The organism is Marinobacter sp. UBA2498 (assembly GCF_002341575.1).
In the GTDB taxonomy this organism is placed as follows: Bacteria; Pseudomonadota; Gammaproteobacteria; order Pseudomonadales; family Oleiphilaceae; genus Marinobacter; species Marinobacter manganoxydans.
In genome coordinates this window covers 1-13,438 of record NZ_DDOI01000055.1, presented here as the reverse complement: position 1 = coordinate 13,438, position 13,438 = coordinate 1, and the positions used below count along the sequence as shown (strand labels likewise).

The 13,438-nt window shown below is 57.6% G+C and carries 13 protein-coding genes; 5 read left to right on the top strand and 8 right to left on the bottom strand.

The genetic code is table 11. The features are described 5' to 3' along the window. Positions 1–30: 30 nt before the first annotated feature. The 6 genes from B2W52_RS06555 to B2W52_RS06530 form a co-directional block, all read right to left on the bottom strand. Positions 31–951, bottom strand: a complete 921-nt coding sequence (locus tag B2W52_RS06555) for a lipase family alpha/beta hydrolase (RefSeq protein ID WP_273070297.1) — start codon at positions 949–951, stop codon at positions 31–33. Between the two features lie 327 nt (positions 952–1,278). Next, positions 1,279–2,559 (bottom strand): glutamate-1-semialdehyde 2,1-aminomutase, encoded by a 1,281-nt coding sequence (gene hemL, locus B2W52_RS06550; protein WP_273070298.1) that lies wholly within the window; start codon positions 2,557–2,559, stop codon positions 1,279–1,281. Beyond that, positions 2,556–3,233, bottom strand: coding sequence for a thiamine phosphate synthase (gene thiE / locus B2W52_RS06545; RefSeq protein WP_273070300.1), 678 nt, complete (start codon positions 3,231–3,233; stop codon positions 2,556–2,558). The genes hemL and thiE overlap by 4 nt, the downstream gene beginning before the upstream one ends. Further along, entirely contained in the window at positions 3,230–3,988 is a 759-nt protein-coding gene (gene thiD / locus B2W52_RS06540) for a bifunctional hydroxymethylpyrimidine kinase/phosphomethylpyrimidine kinase (RefSeq protein ID WP_273070309.1), read from the bottom strand. The genes thiE and thiD overlap by 4 nt, the downstream gene beginning before the upstream one ends. A 41-nt stretch (positions 3,989–4,029) precedes the next feature. Further along, positions 4,030–4,452, bottom strand: coding sequence for a protoporphyrinogen oxidase HemJ (hemJ, locus tag B2W52_RS06535; protein WP_273070301.1), 423 nt, complete (start codon positions 4,450–4,452; stop codon positions 4,030–4,032). A 3-nt stretch (positions 4,453–4,455) separates the two neighbouring features. Further along, on the bottom strand, positions 4,456–6,231 hold the full coding sequence (locus B2W52_RS06530) for a chloride channel protein (RefSeq protein ID WP_014575938.1): 1,776 nt from the start codon (positions 6,229–6,231) through the stop codon (positions 4,456–4,458). 154 nt (positions 6,232–6,385) lie between these two features. Between B2W52_RS06530 and argC the strand changes: the two genes are divergently transcribed. The 4 genes from argC to erpA all read left to right on the top strand — a co-directional run bounded on the left by argC (position 6,386) and on the right by erpA (position 9,084). Next, positions 6,386–7,423, top strand: coding sequence for an N-acetyl-gamma-glutamyl-phosphate reductase (argC, locus tag B2W52_RS06525; RefSeq protein ID WP_273070311.1), 1,038 nt, complete (start codon positions 6,386–6,388; stop codon positions 7,421–7,423). A gap of 16 nt (positions 7,424–7,439) precedes the next feature. Next, positions 7,440–8,180, top strand: a complete 741-nt coding sequence (locus B2W52_RS06520) for a DUF6776 family protein (RefSeq protein WP_008173149.1) — start codon at positions 7,440–7,442, stop codon at positions 8,178–8,180. 1 nt (position 8,181) lies between these two features. Beyond that, the gene (locus B2W52_RS06515) at positions 8,182–8,667 is read left to right on the top strand and encodes a bactofilin family protein (RefSeq protein ID WP_273018583.1); all 486 of its coding nucleotides are present in this window, start codon (positions 8,182–8,184) and stop codon (positions 8,665–8,667) included. Positions 8,668–8,730: 63 nt separating this feature from the next. Further along, complete coding sequence (gene erpA / locus B2W52_RS06510) at positions 8,731–9,084, top strand: iron-sulfur cluster insertion protein ErpA (RefSeq protein ID WP_008173146.1); 354 nt, start codon at positions 8,731–8,733, stop codon at positions 9,082–9,084. A 19-nt stretch (positions 9,085–9,103) separates the two neighbouring features. Here the strand turns inward: erpA and B2W52_RS06505 are convergent, their stop codons facing one another. Together B2W52_RS06505 and B2W52_RS06500 are read right to left on the bottom strand one after the other, a co-directional pair. Then, a complete protein-coding gene (locus B2W52_RS06505; RefSeq protein WP_008173145.1) occupies positions 9,104–10,201 on the bottom strand; it encodes an anhydro-N-acetylmuramic acid kinase in 1,098 nt (365 codons plus the stop codon). Positions 10,202–10,208: 7 nt separating this feature from the next. Then, positions 10,209–11,618, bottom strand: a complete 1,410-nt coding sequence (locus B2W52_RS06500; RefSeq protein WP_008173144.1) for an OapA family protein — start codon at positions 11,616–11,618, stop codon at positions 10,209–10,211. 304 nt (positions 11,619–11,922) lie between these two features. On the opposite strand from B2W52_RS06500, the gene tyrS reads away from it, so the two are divergent. Beyond that, a complete protein-coding gene (gene tyrS / locus B2W52_RS06495; protein ID WP_008173142.1) occupies positions 11,923–13,125 on the top strand; it encodes a tyrosine--tRNA ligase in 1,203 nt (400 codons plus the stop codon). Positions 13,126–13,438 lie beyond the last annotated feature (313 nt).

The following is a 13,438-nucleotide window of genomic DNA, read 5'->3' as shown; positions in this document are numbered from 1 at the left end:
GCAAGGCAAAGCCAGAAGGCGGGCTACCCGTTACAGTCCTGCGTTTCTCAGGCGGTTGGCGTGTTGCTTGAAAACCGCTTTTGGATCAGTTTCGAAGAGGCTGTGCAGGCCCAACGCCTGATTCACTTCATCCAGATGGTTCATGAAGTAATTATCCCGGATAACCTTGCCAAACCGGCTGCTGCAGCGGCCTACCAGACCGTCGTTCTGGCTGAAGCCGAAGGCGAGGCTGGTGGTGCCCAACAACGCGTCGGATGGATCCAGTACGTTGGTCAGAACACCGGTGCCACCCCAGGAGTAGAAGCGGACACCATTTGCCGAGTAGGCGCCTTCGCCGCAAGAGGTGGTTGGAATCCCGGCAGGGGCAAAGCTGTTGAATTCGGCGCTGCCCTGGGTGGTGAGGGATTCCAGGCTTGACCGCAGGTCCTGGTTATAACCGCCACCGGACAGCAGATCGATAAGCCCACCCAATGCATTTCCCAGACTGGCCGCCAGGCTTTCGGCAGGGGATCCGTAGATAAGGTCGGCGACCGGCGAGCCTTTATGGGGCGAGCCGACGGACGTCACTGAGGCGACCAGATCCGGCCGCACCCTGGCGATGTAACGGGCCGTGGGGCCCCCGTGGCTGTGGCCAATCAGATTGACCTTGCCGTGCACGGCGGCGATGGCCTGTACCTGCGGCAGAAGCGCTTCACCGCGAGCAATGGTGCTGTCCAGGGCGGGCACCTGAGTGGTGTAGACATCAGCGCCGTATTTGCGGAGATCCTCGGCGACGCCGTACCAGTAGTCCACGCCGGCAATCGAATCAAAGCCGAACATGCCATGCACCAGCACAACCGGGTAGCGAGTATCCGTATAGTTTGAAGGGGTAGAGTCCCACCACCAGGCGGCGGAGGGGGCCGACCAGGCCACAGTCAGGGCCAGGGCCATTGCTTGGATCCAGAGTTTCATTGTCGTTCCTACAGTTTGATGTTGTGTTTGTTATTCAAACTGCGGCTCAACCTAACGGGTTGCTCCAGAGACTTCCTGCTCGTACTGCATCTGCCTGTAGGCAGACCGAGTGCTTCCGTGCGCTGACTTGATTTTTGTCTTTGTTAGATTGGTGCCGTCAGAGCATCTCGGTAGAGATTAGATCAACATTTGATCAGGCGGGATGGTAAGTCAACGGCACAAGAGGCCAGGCAGGGGTGTTCGCCGTGGAACTGTGATGCTCATCACATCGGTGGCCCCGCAGGACATGTTCCGACCTGCGGGGCAGCGATGGGGACAGCGGAAATATCAGAGCGTGGCCATGACCTTTTTGGCCGCCGCTACCGTATCGGCGATGTCCTGTTCGGACAGTGCCGCTGTCGTAAAGCCAGCCTCAAAGGCGGATGGTGCCAGATATACGCCTTCTTTAAGCATGCCCTGGAAGAACTTCTTGAAGCGTTCGACATCACAGCCCATCACCTGGTCAAAGCGGGTAACAGAGCTTTCCTCGGTGAAGAAGAATCCGAACATGGCCCCGGCACTCTGGACCGTCAACGGGATGCCAGTGGCGTCAGCGGCTTCTTTCAGGCCGTCGCGAACGGCATTGGTTTTCTCGGTCAGCCGATCGTGGAAACCGGGCTCGGAGATTGCGTTCAGTGTCGCCAGGCCGGCGCACATGGCCAGGGGGTTACCGCTCAGGGTGCCTGCCTGGTAAACCGGTCCCAATGGTGAGATGTGTTCCATGATTTCCCGTTTGCCGCCAAAGGCGCCGACCGGAAGTCCGCCACCAATCACCTTGCCCAGTGCGGTGAGGTCCGGGGTTACGCCATACAGCCCCTGCGCGCCGCCAAGGGAAACCCGGAACCCGGTCATTACTTCGTCGAAGATCAGCACGGTGCCGTGCTCGTCGCACACTTCCCGCAACCCCTCGAGGAAGCCGGGGACCGGTGGAATGCAGTTCATATTGCCAGCGACCGGCTCTACGATAATCGCGGCGATCTGGTCGCCCATCTCCCGGAAGCATTCGCGAACGCTGTCCATGTCGTTGTAGGTCAGCGTGATGGTGTGCTCAGCCAGGCTGGCGGGGATGCCCGGGGAATTCGGCACGCCCAGGGTGAGGGCGCCGGAGCCTGCTTTGACCAACAGTGAATCCACGTGGCCGTGGTAGCAGCCCTCGAACTTCACGATCTTGTCGCGACCGGTGTAGCCCCTCGCCAGGCGGACAGTGCTCATGGTGGCCTCGGTACCTGAATTCACCATGCGGACCAGTTCGATGGATGGCACGAGTTCGCACACCTTCTTGGCCATCTCGGTTTCGAGGGCGGTCGGCGCACCATAGCCAACGCCCAGATCAACCTGCGCATGCAGGGCGTCTTTGATGCGTTGGTCACCGTGGCCAAGAATCATGGGGCCCCAGGAGCCGATGTAATCGATGTAGCGCTGATCGTCTTCGTCATAAAGATAGGCGCCCTGGGCGTGCTTGAAGAAAATCGGCGTGCCGCCAACGCCTCGAAAGGCCCGGACCGGAGAATTCACGCCACCGGGGATGTATTTCTGGGCCTGCTCGAACAGGGTTTCGGAGTGCGTCATGGATCTGGGCTCCTGTTATTCCGGAAGTGAAAAAGTGGATGATGGCTTGCGAACAGGCGCTCGAACGCTTTGGCTCGCATCTCAATGTCATGTGTGTCGCCGCCAAAAAGGCCGCCTACCACGGCGAGCATGTCGGCCCCGGCACGGATAAGAGGTTCGCCGTTGTCTGTGGTTACCCCGCCGATGGCGGTGATCGGGAGGCCGAAACGCTTTGCGTCGGTCAGCACACCGGGAGGCGCTGCCGGGGCGCCGGGTTTGGTCGACGACGTATAAAATCGCCCGAACGCCAGATAGTCCGCGCCCGCCCCCAGAGCAGCCTGTGCAAGTGCGAGATCGGCGTGACAGGTTATGCCGATTATGGCCTCATCACCGAGAAGGCGGCGGGCCGCTGCCACTGAGCCGTCCGTCTGACCCATGTGTACCCCGGCAGCCCCGACCCGTTTCGCGAGATCAGGATCGTCGTTGATCAGCAACGGAACGCCCGCATTTCGGCATACAGCCTGCAAACTGACCGCCTGGGAAATCCGTTCAGCCATCGGCGCGCTCTTTTCGCGATATTGTACCATGACCGCGCCGCCCCGAAGCGCAGCCTCAACCGATTCGATCAGTGTTTCGGGTGGTGTCAGTACGCTGTCGGTAATGGCGTAGAGCCCCGGGCGCAGCCCTTTACTCATCGCTCCCACAGAATACCTCGATCCGGCACCGGCTGGCCTTTACCGACTTCCAGAGCGTGGAGTATGGCGCGATGAACGTAGTTCTGGGCCTGGGAAATGGCGGCTCGGGGCGACAGCCCGGAGGCTCTGCCGGCAGAAATGGCCGCTGCCAGGGTGCAGCCGGTGCCATGGTACTCACCACCGATTCGTTCAATTTCCCAGCGCATGGGCTCCGGGGCGTGGTTATAGAGCGTGTTGATAATGTGAATGCCGGTGCCGTGTCCACCAGTGGCCAGCACGGATTCGCAGCCGCCCTTCAGCAGATTGTCGGCGGCCTGATCGGCGTCTTCACTGTTGCCGAGCATGGCCAGTTCGACGCCATTGGGCGTGATCATTTCGGCCACGGGAAAGAGCTTCTCCTTCATCGCGCTGACCAGTTCGTCGTCGGCTAGATCACCGCCCCCTGCGGCTTTGATCACCGGGTCGGTAATCACGGGAATGCCCGGATGTTCACGGATGAAATCCACGAGCACATCCACCAACGCAGCATTGCCCAGGGCACCGGTTTTGATGGCATGAATCGGGGAATCATCGGCGAGACACTGGAGTTGTTTTCGGATCAGGTCTGCCGATACGGGCTCGGCGCCATACACGTTACGGGTGTCCTGCACGGTGAGGCAGGTAAGAACCGGCAAGGGATGGCAGCCAAGGGAGGTGACGGCCTGGATGTCGGCCTGAATGCCCGCGCCGCCGGACGGATCAAGGCCGGAAAGAATCAGAACCTGTGGTCGGGTGTAGCGTTTGATGACTCAGCTCCTCAAAACGGTTTGACAACAGCCAGGATAACAACGGCCAGAAGAATCAGCACCGGCAGTTCGTTGAACCATCGGTAGAACACGTGGCTTCTAGTGTTCTGGTCGTCCCGGAAGACCTTTACAAGGTGCCCGCAATAGAAATGGTAAACGATCAGAATGGCCACCAGAAACAGCTTGGCATGCATCCAGCCCTGGCTGAAATAGCCGGAGGCATTGTAACTGATCAGCCAGACACCGAAGACGACGGTGGCGACCATTGAAGGGGTGGTAATGCCCCGGTAAAGCTTGCGTTCCATGATCTTGAAGCGCTCACGACCGGGCTCGTCCTCGCAGGCCGCGTGGTAGACGAACAGTCTGGGCAGATAGAAAATGCCGGCGAACCAGCACACTAGTGAAATAATATGGAAGGCTTTCACCCACAGCATTCGTCAGCTCCGTCGGTATTGGTAGTAACTCTCGATATCGGCTTTCAGCACCACGCCGTATACCCGCTGGATCATTGGCGCGACGTGACGTTGTACGTAAAGGGCCTCGGCATTGGTTGCATCGAACTCGTTTAATGCCTCCTCGAGGGTGGCCTGATATTGCACGGGGGCCACGTCGCGACGGTTCGCAGGTATGTCCATCAGGTCAATGGACTCGGGCGGTTCGATCTCTTCCTCGGACACCAGCTTTTCGGTGTCCTCCAGATATCGGGCGAGATCCACCGCCGGCAACAGGGCGGTCGGCCCGCTGCTGCCCTCAACCACCAGCCACTTCGGCTCGGATTTCAGTACTTTCCGCGCTTCTTCTACTGTCAGGTGCCGTTCGGTGCGCAATATACTGCGATCCATGATTGCGCCAACCGATACCCGCCGCAGCGCCTGAATCACCGGGGAATTCTGATAGCTAAGCCCCTGGTTCTTGAGAATGGTCAGGAACAGTGACCTCTTTCCGAACGCCTCGCTGGTCACCAGGCTCGAGGTGGTGATGATCAGCATGCCCGGGAGGATGATGTTGGGGTTACGCGTGAGCTCCATCAATGCCATCAGGGCGGCGAGTGGCGCCTGCAGTACGGCGCCCATCATGGCTCCCATGCCGAGCATGGCGTAGAAGCCAACAGAGGAAGCCTGCTCCGGCATGATCTGGGCGCCAATCAGCCCCATGGCGCCGCCCAGGGTTGCCCCCATAAACAGGGTGGGGCCGATCACGCCACTTGGCATGCCCAGCCCGATGGAGAGCGATGTAATCACCAGTTTGGCGGCCCCGGCTCCGAGCAGGAGCCAGAACCCGAGTTCGCCGTTAATGGTTTCGTTGACGGTGTCGTAACCGATACCCATGGTTTCCGGAATAAAAATGGCAAATGGCACCATCAGAAGACCCGCAAACGTGATGCGCAACAGCACTGGGCGGTGGTGATGCTTGCCCATAGTGTCAACCAGCTGGATAAACAGCGCGGCCGAAATGCCGATAATCACCGCTATGGCGAGTATCCAGGGGATTTCCGTTAGCGAGTTCATGGTCAGCGCCGGCACGTTAAAGGCCGGCTCTGTGCCATAGACCGCCTGAGTAACGATGGCAGCGCTGACAGAGGCCAGGATAATCGGTGTAAAACCCGCAATGGTGTATTCCATCATCACCACTTCCATGGCGAAGATGACGCCGGAGATCGGCGTGTTGAAAGAGGCTGAAATGGCGGCCGCACAACCGCAGGCCACCAGTGTCCGGATGCTGTTGTTCGGAAGCCGCATCCACTGGCCCATCAGGCTGGAAAAAGCCGCTCCCAGGTGCACGGCAGGCCCCTCACGACCCGCCGACTGACCACTGACCACGGTGGCAACGCCCGAGATGAACTGCACGATCGCGCTGCGCATGGAAATGTAGCCCTGGTGGTAGTTCAGGCGCTCCATCACATGCACAATCCCGACCTTGCGGTCATGGGTGGCCAGACGATGCATCAGCAGCCCCAGACCGAGGGCGCCAGCCAGGGGCAGGAGCCCGCGGGTAATCAGGTCCAGTTGTTCGAAGGATTCGGAGCCATCCCCGGGCAGGAAATGCTCGAGCGGCCATTCGATAGCCAGCCGAAAAACCAGGATCACGCCCCCGGTTATCAAACCGGACAGCAGGCCAAGCACCGCCAGTTGCGGCAAAGCATCAACACCGGAGAGTCGGCGCCGGAAAACAGGAATCAGATGCTCGGTAATCTGGTGCCAGATTTTCTGCATGAGGCCAGAGTTCCGGTGGATTTGAATGGACTGCCAGAAGGATTCTGACAACATTGTAACGGTCGCCCTGAGGGCTGCAATAAGTCATTGGTTTATCATGGTAGACTACGGCGTTAAAGCTCTTAATTCTGATACGACGTCGCTGGAGAAAATGGTGATTAAAGTAGGCATCGTTGGTGGCACCGGCTACACCGGTGTGGAACTGCTGAGAATTCTTGCGGTTCACCCTGAAGTTTCGGTCAGTTGCATTACCTCCCGTTCCGAGGCGGGTATGCCGGTTGCGGAGATGTACCCCAATTTGCGAGGCCATTACGACCTCGCGTTCTCAGAGCCGGACGTCAATGTGCTTGGGGCCTGCGATCTGGTGTTCTTCGCCACGCCCCATGGCGTGGCCATGAGGATGGTGCCGGAACTGATGTCCGCCGGCGTACGTGTAGTGGATCTGTCCGCCGATTTCCGTCTTAAAGATCTGGATGTCTGGGCCAACTGGTATGGTATGGCCCATGAGAGCCCGGAGTGGGCGGAGAAGGCGGTTTACGGTTTGCCGGAAGTGGTGCGCGATGAAATCCGCACTGCTCAACTGGTGGCTAATCCGGGTTGCTATCCGACTGCAGTTCAGCTGGGATTCCTCCCGTTGCTGGAGCAGGGACTGGTGGATCCAAAGCGCCTGATCGCCGACGCCAAATCCGGCGCCAGCGGCGCGGGCAGGCAGGGCAAGATCGGCATGCTCCACGGGGAGATCGGTGAAAGCTTCAAGGCCTACGGCGCCTCGGGGCACCGTCATCTGCCCGAAATCCGCCAGGGTTTGTGCGGTGCTGCTGGCGGGGATGTGGGTGTGACGTTCGTGCCCCACCTGATTCCGATGATCCGCGGCATCGAGGCGACGCTCTACGCCGAGCTGAAGAATCCGGCGGACTTTGATCGGCTCCAGGCCTTGTTCGAGCAGCGTTTTGATGACGAGCCTTTTGTCGATGTGATGCCTTTCGGCAGCCATCCGGAAACCCGGAGCGTGCGTGGGGCGAACCAGTGTCGCATGGCACTGCACAGGCAGGAACAGAGCAACGTTGTTATTGTTTCTTCCGTCATTGATAACCTGGTTAAAGGTGCAGCCGGGCAGGCGGTCCAGAATATGAACATCATGTTTGGCCTGAAAGAAACCATGGGGCTTGAGGCCCCGGCGCTTTTGCCTTGATACCCAAGGGAAGATTGTGAGCGAACAGCGAAAGCCGGCTGAAGAGTATGTGGTCATCCGGCATCGACCGGGTTATCGCCTGCGCAGAACCACCATCCTTCTGGTTTTTACCGTGGTAGCTGCGGTCGTGGGGTATGCCGCTGGGCTCGCCCAGGGCGGGTTCCGTTTTTCCAGTGCCGAGGAGTCGAACCAGGTGCTGGAAAACGAGGTCGAGAAGCTCCGGGATGATTATCGCAAGGCCCGGCAGCAGCTTATCAACCTTGAGCGTGGGCAGGCGATTGACGAGCAGGCCCTGAACCAGGCGCGAAAAACCATTGTGGATCTGGAAACCCGCATTGTGTCACTGCAATCGGACCTGACTTTCTATAAAAACATCATGGCTCCGTCGGAAACCAGCAAGGGGCTTCAGGTAGACAGCTTTTCACTGGTTCGGGCTCGCAATCAGGACAGTTATGACTTCAAGTTGGTGCTGACCCAGGTCGGCAACAACAAGAGCTACATTTCCGGTGTGGTGGCAGTCAATGTCATTGGTTTGCGGGATGAGGAAAAAGAGGTCATCGCCTTGCGTGATCTCTCGGAGGACATAGCCGATCTCGGTGTGAAATTCCGTTTCCGGTACTTTCAGGATGTCGAAGGCTCCCTGAAACTGCCGGAACAATTTGAACCGCTTGAGATCCAGGTGGTTGCCCAGGCAGAGGGAAAAAAATCCTCGCAAGCCGAGCGCACCTTTAACTGGGACGATTTAACGGAGAACTGACATGCTTGGCAAGAAAAAGCAGAAGCCGCGCCGGCCCACGGGCCATTTTGACACCCTGATCTCTTCCCGTACGACGGTTGAAGGCGATGTGCATTTCAGCGGTGGGCTTCACGTGGATGGCCGGATTCGTGGCAAGGTCGTTGCCGATGAGGGCACCGACGCGGTACTGAGGATTTCAGAAGTTGGCGAAGTGACCGGCGATATCAACGCGCCTCACGTCATTATTAACGGTACTGTGAACGGTGATGTTTACGCATCGGCACATCTTGAACTGGCGGAAAAAGCCTCTATTAATGGCAGCGTTTACTACAACCTGATCGAAATGGCGATGGGTGCCTCGGTAAACGGCAATCTGGTGCACCAGCGGGAGCCTGTCGGGCTGCTTTCCCAGGATGCAAAAGCTGCCGGATCCGTTCAAAAACAGGCTTCTGCCGGTGATCAGACTCCGGAGTCCGAGGTGTCGGAGGATGGTGGAAAGTCCGAATAGTTGATTGTTTTAGTCAGGAATACCATAATCGCCTGAGTTGTTCACGATAATCCGGAGGCGAACTTGAGCGCAGTTCAGCAACAAATAGCTACACCGCTGTTCTTCAGTGACAGTGCCGTTGCCAAAGTACGTGAGTTGATCGAGGAAGAAGAAAATCCCGAACTCAAACTCCGCGTCTTTGTGACGGGCGGGGGCTGCTCCGGATTTCAGTACGGCTTCTCGTTTGATGAAAGCCAGGATGAGGAGGACACCGTGATCGAGCGTGATGGCGTTTCTCTTCTGGTGGATCCGATGAGTTACCAGTATCTGGTGGGCGCTACGATTGATTATCAGGAAGGCCTGCAGGGCTCACAGTTCGTGGTCCAGAACCCCAATGCAAGTTCCACCTGCGGGTGTGGCAGTTCCTTCTCTATCTGATCTCTGATCCGAAAAGATTTCAGGCCGGGTAGATAGCACCCAGAATGCGAGGGCCGGCCGCGCCGGTTACGTCAGGAAGGTTTCCCGGCTTACCTTCGAAAGCCTGTTTTGCCAGCCAGGCAAACGCCACAGGCTCCACCATTTGAGGGTCGACCCCCAGTTCCGAGGTCAGTGACAGGCTGGCCTCCGGCAGAGCCTTGCCGAGCTCTTCCATCAGGAGTGGATTTCGCGCCCCGCCGCCACATACGTAGATCCGAACATCCTTGGTTTCAGGCAGCTGGTTAACAACGCTGTTGACGGTCAGCTGCAGCAAGGTCCTCTGAATGTCCTCGGTCGGAATCTCAGGGTGGCGACCTACCAGTGTTTTGACCCAGTCAAGATTGAACCGCTCTTTCCCCGTGCTTTTCGGGGGTGCCTTCGAGAAGTAGGCATCGGAAAGCATGTCCTCGAGAAGCTCCTCGTTAACCGATCCCTCGCGCGCCCAATGGCCGTCGCTGTCAAACGGAAGCCCGGTCTGGTCCAGGCACCAGGCATCCATCAGTGCATTGGCCGGGCCGGTGTCGAAACCGGTTGCAGGCGCGGTGGTGCTGGCCGGGAGCCAGGTGATATTGGCAATGCCGCCGAGATTAAGAATACAGCGGTTCTCTGTCTCCGAGCTGAAAAATGCCTTGTGGAAGGCTGGAACCAGCGGCGCTCCCTGGCCCCCAGCGGCCATATCCCGTCTCCGGAAATCTGCGACCGTCGTAATGTTGTTGACTTCGGATACCACGGAAGGATTGCCAATCTGGATCGAGAAGGGTGCTGTGCCGGAAGGCTGGTGACGAAGCGTTTGTCCGTGGCTGCCTATGGCGCGAATTGTCGCCCGGTCAAAGCCGGACGTTTGAATAACGTCGTTCGCCGCCTGGGCAAACAGGGTGCCGACCAGGGTATCCAGTTCACCGATTTCGTCAGGCGCGGCGTGATTCTGGCTGGCGGCCAGCAGCCGGTGGCGAATTTGATCGGGGTAGGGAGTCGTGTGCGAGGCGTGGATATGTACGGTGTTGTTCTGGAAAGACACCAGCACGGCATCAATGCCATCCATGCTGGTGCCCGACATCAACCCAATCCAGGCTTCCATTTGTTTCTCAGTCGTCTGAAGCCAGTGCGAGTTGCTGATAGCTCTCGCGGAACACGTCAAACTGCGCGATTCGCTGTTCGGTGAATTGCTTGAATCGGGCCATCTCGGAAGACGGAATGGGCTTGGCGTCCGGCAACTTGACCGTGCGGGAGTTGCGCGGCGACCCGTTCAGCCTGAACTCATAGTGCAGGTGAGGTCCGGTTACCATGCCCGATGAACCAACATGCCCGATGGTTTGGCCCTGCTTGACTCGGGTGCCATTCTTGATGCCTTTACCCAGGCGGCTCATGTGTGCATACAGCGTGGTGATGTTGTCGCCGTGCTGGAGGATGACAGTTCGTCCGTAACCACCTTTCCAGCCTGCGAATTTCACCCGACCGGAACCTGCCGCCTTGATGGGAGTTCCGGGAGGCGCTGCGTAATCGGTGCCTTCATGCGGACGTACTACGTCCAGAACGGGATGGCGGCGCTGAAGGTTGAACGGAGAAGAAATCCGGGCATTGATGGGGGTTCGCAGGAATGCCTTGCGCATGCTTTTGCCATCGGGAGCGTAGTAATCGCTGTCGCCATTGCTGTCGGTATAAAGCAGTGCGAGGTTTTCTTCGCCGCGGTTAACGAATCGTGCAGACAGGATCCGGCCGGTGTCGAACTTTTCGCCGTCTAGGTAGAGTTCTTCGTAAACCACTTCGAACTGGTCGCCCTTCCGGACGTCGTAGACAAAGTCGATATCCCAGCCGAAGATGCCTGCCAGCTCCATGGTCAGGCTGTCGTTGAGGCCCGCTTCGCGCGCAGCCAGATAGAGGGAGCCGTCAATGGTGCCTGATGCAAAGGCTGGCCGCGCTTCCGGTTTGCGAACTTCGGTTTCGCCGGTAAAGCTTTCGCCTTCTTTGGTAATCTTCAGGGTTTCCAGGCGGTTTCTCTGCAAGTCGATGGCAGCAAGCCCACCGTCTTCGGTTGTCGCAAAACGAATGGTTTCGCCGGCGTACAGGCGCTGGAGTTTTTCGGCCTCTCCGTCGCCATGAATAACCGAAAGCATGATGCCGTCGTTAAAGCCAGCTTTCTTGAACAGGGAGGACAGCGTGTCACCAGACTTGATCGCGAAGGTTTGCCATTCAATTTCCGGCAACTTCGGAGCGACAGGTTGCTCGGGAGCGGAAACGCTTGCCTGCTGCGTAGCCTCTGTCAGGACATCGGATTCAGGCGCTTTCGGCTGGGTGTCCGCAACGGGAGCCTCTGTCGGCATTGCTTGCTCAGGCGCTGCGCCGGTTTCGGAAACGGTGCCTTGCTCCAGATCCAGGGCATAGGACATCCGTTTGGCTTCAACGTTGCTGCTGGGGCTCATGAGAATGGCAGCGGTAACAACAACGGTAGCCGCGGCAGCAATGGTAATGTGAGTTTTAGGAAACATTTTCAGCACGTATCGCACCCGTTTTAATCGGTATTACGGCAGCTTGTACTACCTAATTAAAGCTGTTGTTCAAGTATAGTCCAACAGATTACCGTATAAAATGCATGCGGGACAGCGTGGAACATTACGGTTGCTGCTCCATCCTCCGGATTTCTTTTGACAGCGTTGTTATAATACGCCGCCCTGCAAAGTCGGTGTTGGCCAAAATCTGGTCAGCATATAGTAGCAGGGGAACAGGTAACTCACAGATTTCTTTTGTTGAACTCTGTAACTGACAGAATCTTTCCAAGATCAAAGCGGGGACGTGTTGTTCATGGCATCCATTGATGAAGCGTTGGCGATAATCAAGCGAGGCGTAGACGAACTCATTCCGGAAGATGAGCTCATCGAAAAATTGAAGGAAGGTCGTCCGCTGCGGATTAAGGCGGGTTTCGACCCCACTGCGCCGGACCTTCATCTTGGGCACACCGTTCTTATTAACAAGCTGCGGCAGTTTCAGGATCTTGGTCACGAGGTGATGTTTCTGATTGGAGATTTCACCGGAATGATCGGTGACCCCACCGGGAAAAGCGCCACGCGTCCTCCTCTAACAGAGCAGCAGGTCGCCGAGAACGCGGTCAGCTATAAAGAGCAGGTGTTCAAGATTCTTGATCCCGCGAAAACGCGCGTCATGTTCAATTCCGACTGGATGGGTAAGATGAGCGCCGCCGATATGATCAAGCTTGCCGGGCAATACACCGTTGCGCGAATGCTGGAGCGGGATGACTTCACCAAGCGCTACCGCGCCGAGCAGGCGATTGCGATTCACGAGTTCCTTTACCCGTTGGTTCAGGGGTATGACTCTGTCGCCATGGAGGCCGATGTTGAGCTGGGCGGGACCGACCAGAAGTTCAATCTTCTGATGGGGCGAATTCTCCAAAAGCACTACGGTCAATCGCCCCAGGTGATCCTTACCATGCCGATTTTGGAGGGGCTCGACGGTGTTCAGAAGATGTCCAAGTCTCTGGGCAATTATGTGGGCGTGAATGACTCGCCAGGTGAGATGTACACCAAGTTGCTTTCCATGCCGGATGATCTTCTATGGCGTTACTTCGAGCTGTTGAGCTTCCGGCCGCTTGCAGAGGTGGAGGAGTTCCGTAAGGCTGTCGCCGATGGTGCTAACCCGCAGGACTATAAGAAGTTGCTGGCGGAAGAGATTATTGCCCGGTTCCACGATGAGGAGGCAGCTCGCACTGCCCACAAGTCCGCCGGTAACCGAGTGGCGCTCGGCGAGATCCCGGACAATGTGCCGACTGTCGAAGTGCCTTTAGAGGGTCAGTCCGAGATTCCGATGGCGGCGGTGCTTCGCCTGGCGGGTTTGGTCAAGAACGGCGCGGCAGCCCGGGATGTCCTGGGGCGTGGTGCGGTATTTGTCGATGGTCAGAAATTCGAAGGCGATCGGATGTTTGTGGAAGGCGATGATTGCGTAATCCAGGCTGGCAAGAAGAAGATCGCCCGGGTTCTGATTACTGTCTGATCGATTTGGGGCGATTTTGAGTTTTTTTCAGAATCGCCGTTGACACCCTCGGGCAGGTCTGTAGAATGCGCATCTCTTTCGAGGGGAGCACCGCTGAGGCGGCTGAGGAATCGAAAGATAACTGTTTGAAAGCGCTGAAGAAAATGAGTTTCAAAATTCTTCAGAAAGCAGTTGACAGGCAAGCGATTCACTGTAGAATGCGCGCCTCGAAACAAGCAGTAAGCCGGGTCATTTTTCGGCGCTTTCCGGAGACGGAAAACATCGAAAAATAAACGGTTGACAAGGTGGCGCTACGATGTAGAATACGCGGCCT

Coding starts and splice junctions, on each gene's coding strand:
- B2W52_RS06515 (WP_273018583.1), top strand. CDS start 8,182: ATGCTTGGCAAGAAAAAGCAGAAGCCGCGCCGGCCCACGGGCCATTTT.
- hemJ (WP_273070301.1), bottom strand. CDS start 4,452: ATGCTGTGGGTGAAAGCCTTCCATATTATTTCACTAGTGTGCTGGTTC.
- B2W52_RS06505 (WP_008173145.1), bottom strand. CDS start 10,201: ATGGAAGCCTGGATTGGGTTGATGTCGGGCACCAGCATGGATGGCATT.
- B2W52_RS06530 (WP_014575938.1), bottom strand. CDS start 6,231: ATGCAGAAAATCTGGCACCAGATTACCGAGCATCTGATTCCTGTTTTC.
- hemL (WP_273070298.1), bottom strand. CDS start 2,559: ATGACGCACTCCGAAACCCTGTTCGAGCAGGCCCAGAAATACATCCCC.
- B2W52_RS06555 (WP_273070297.1), bottom strand. CDS start 951: ATGAAACTCTGGATCCAAGCAATGGCCCTGGCCCTGACTGTGGCCTGG.
- tyrS (WP_008173142.1), top strand. CDS start 11,923: ATGGCATCCATTGATGAAGCGTTGGCGATAATCAAGCGAGGCGTAGAC.
- thiE (WP_273070300.1), bottom strand. CDS start 3,233: ATGAGTAAAGGGCTGCGCCCGGGGCTCTACGCCATTACCGACAGCGTA.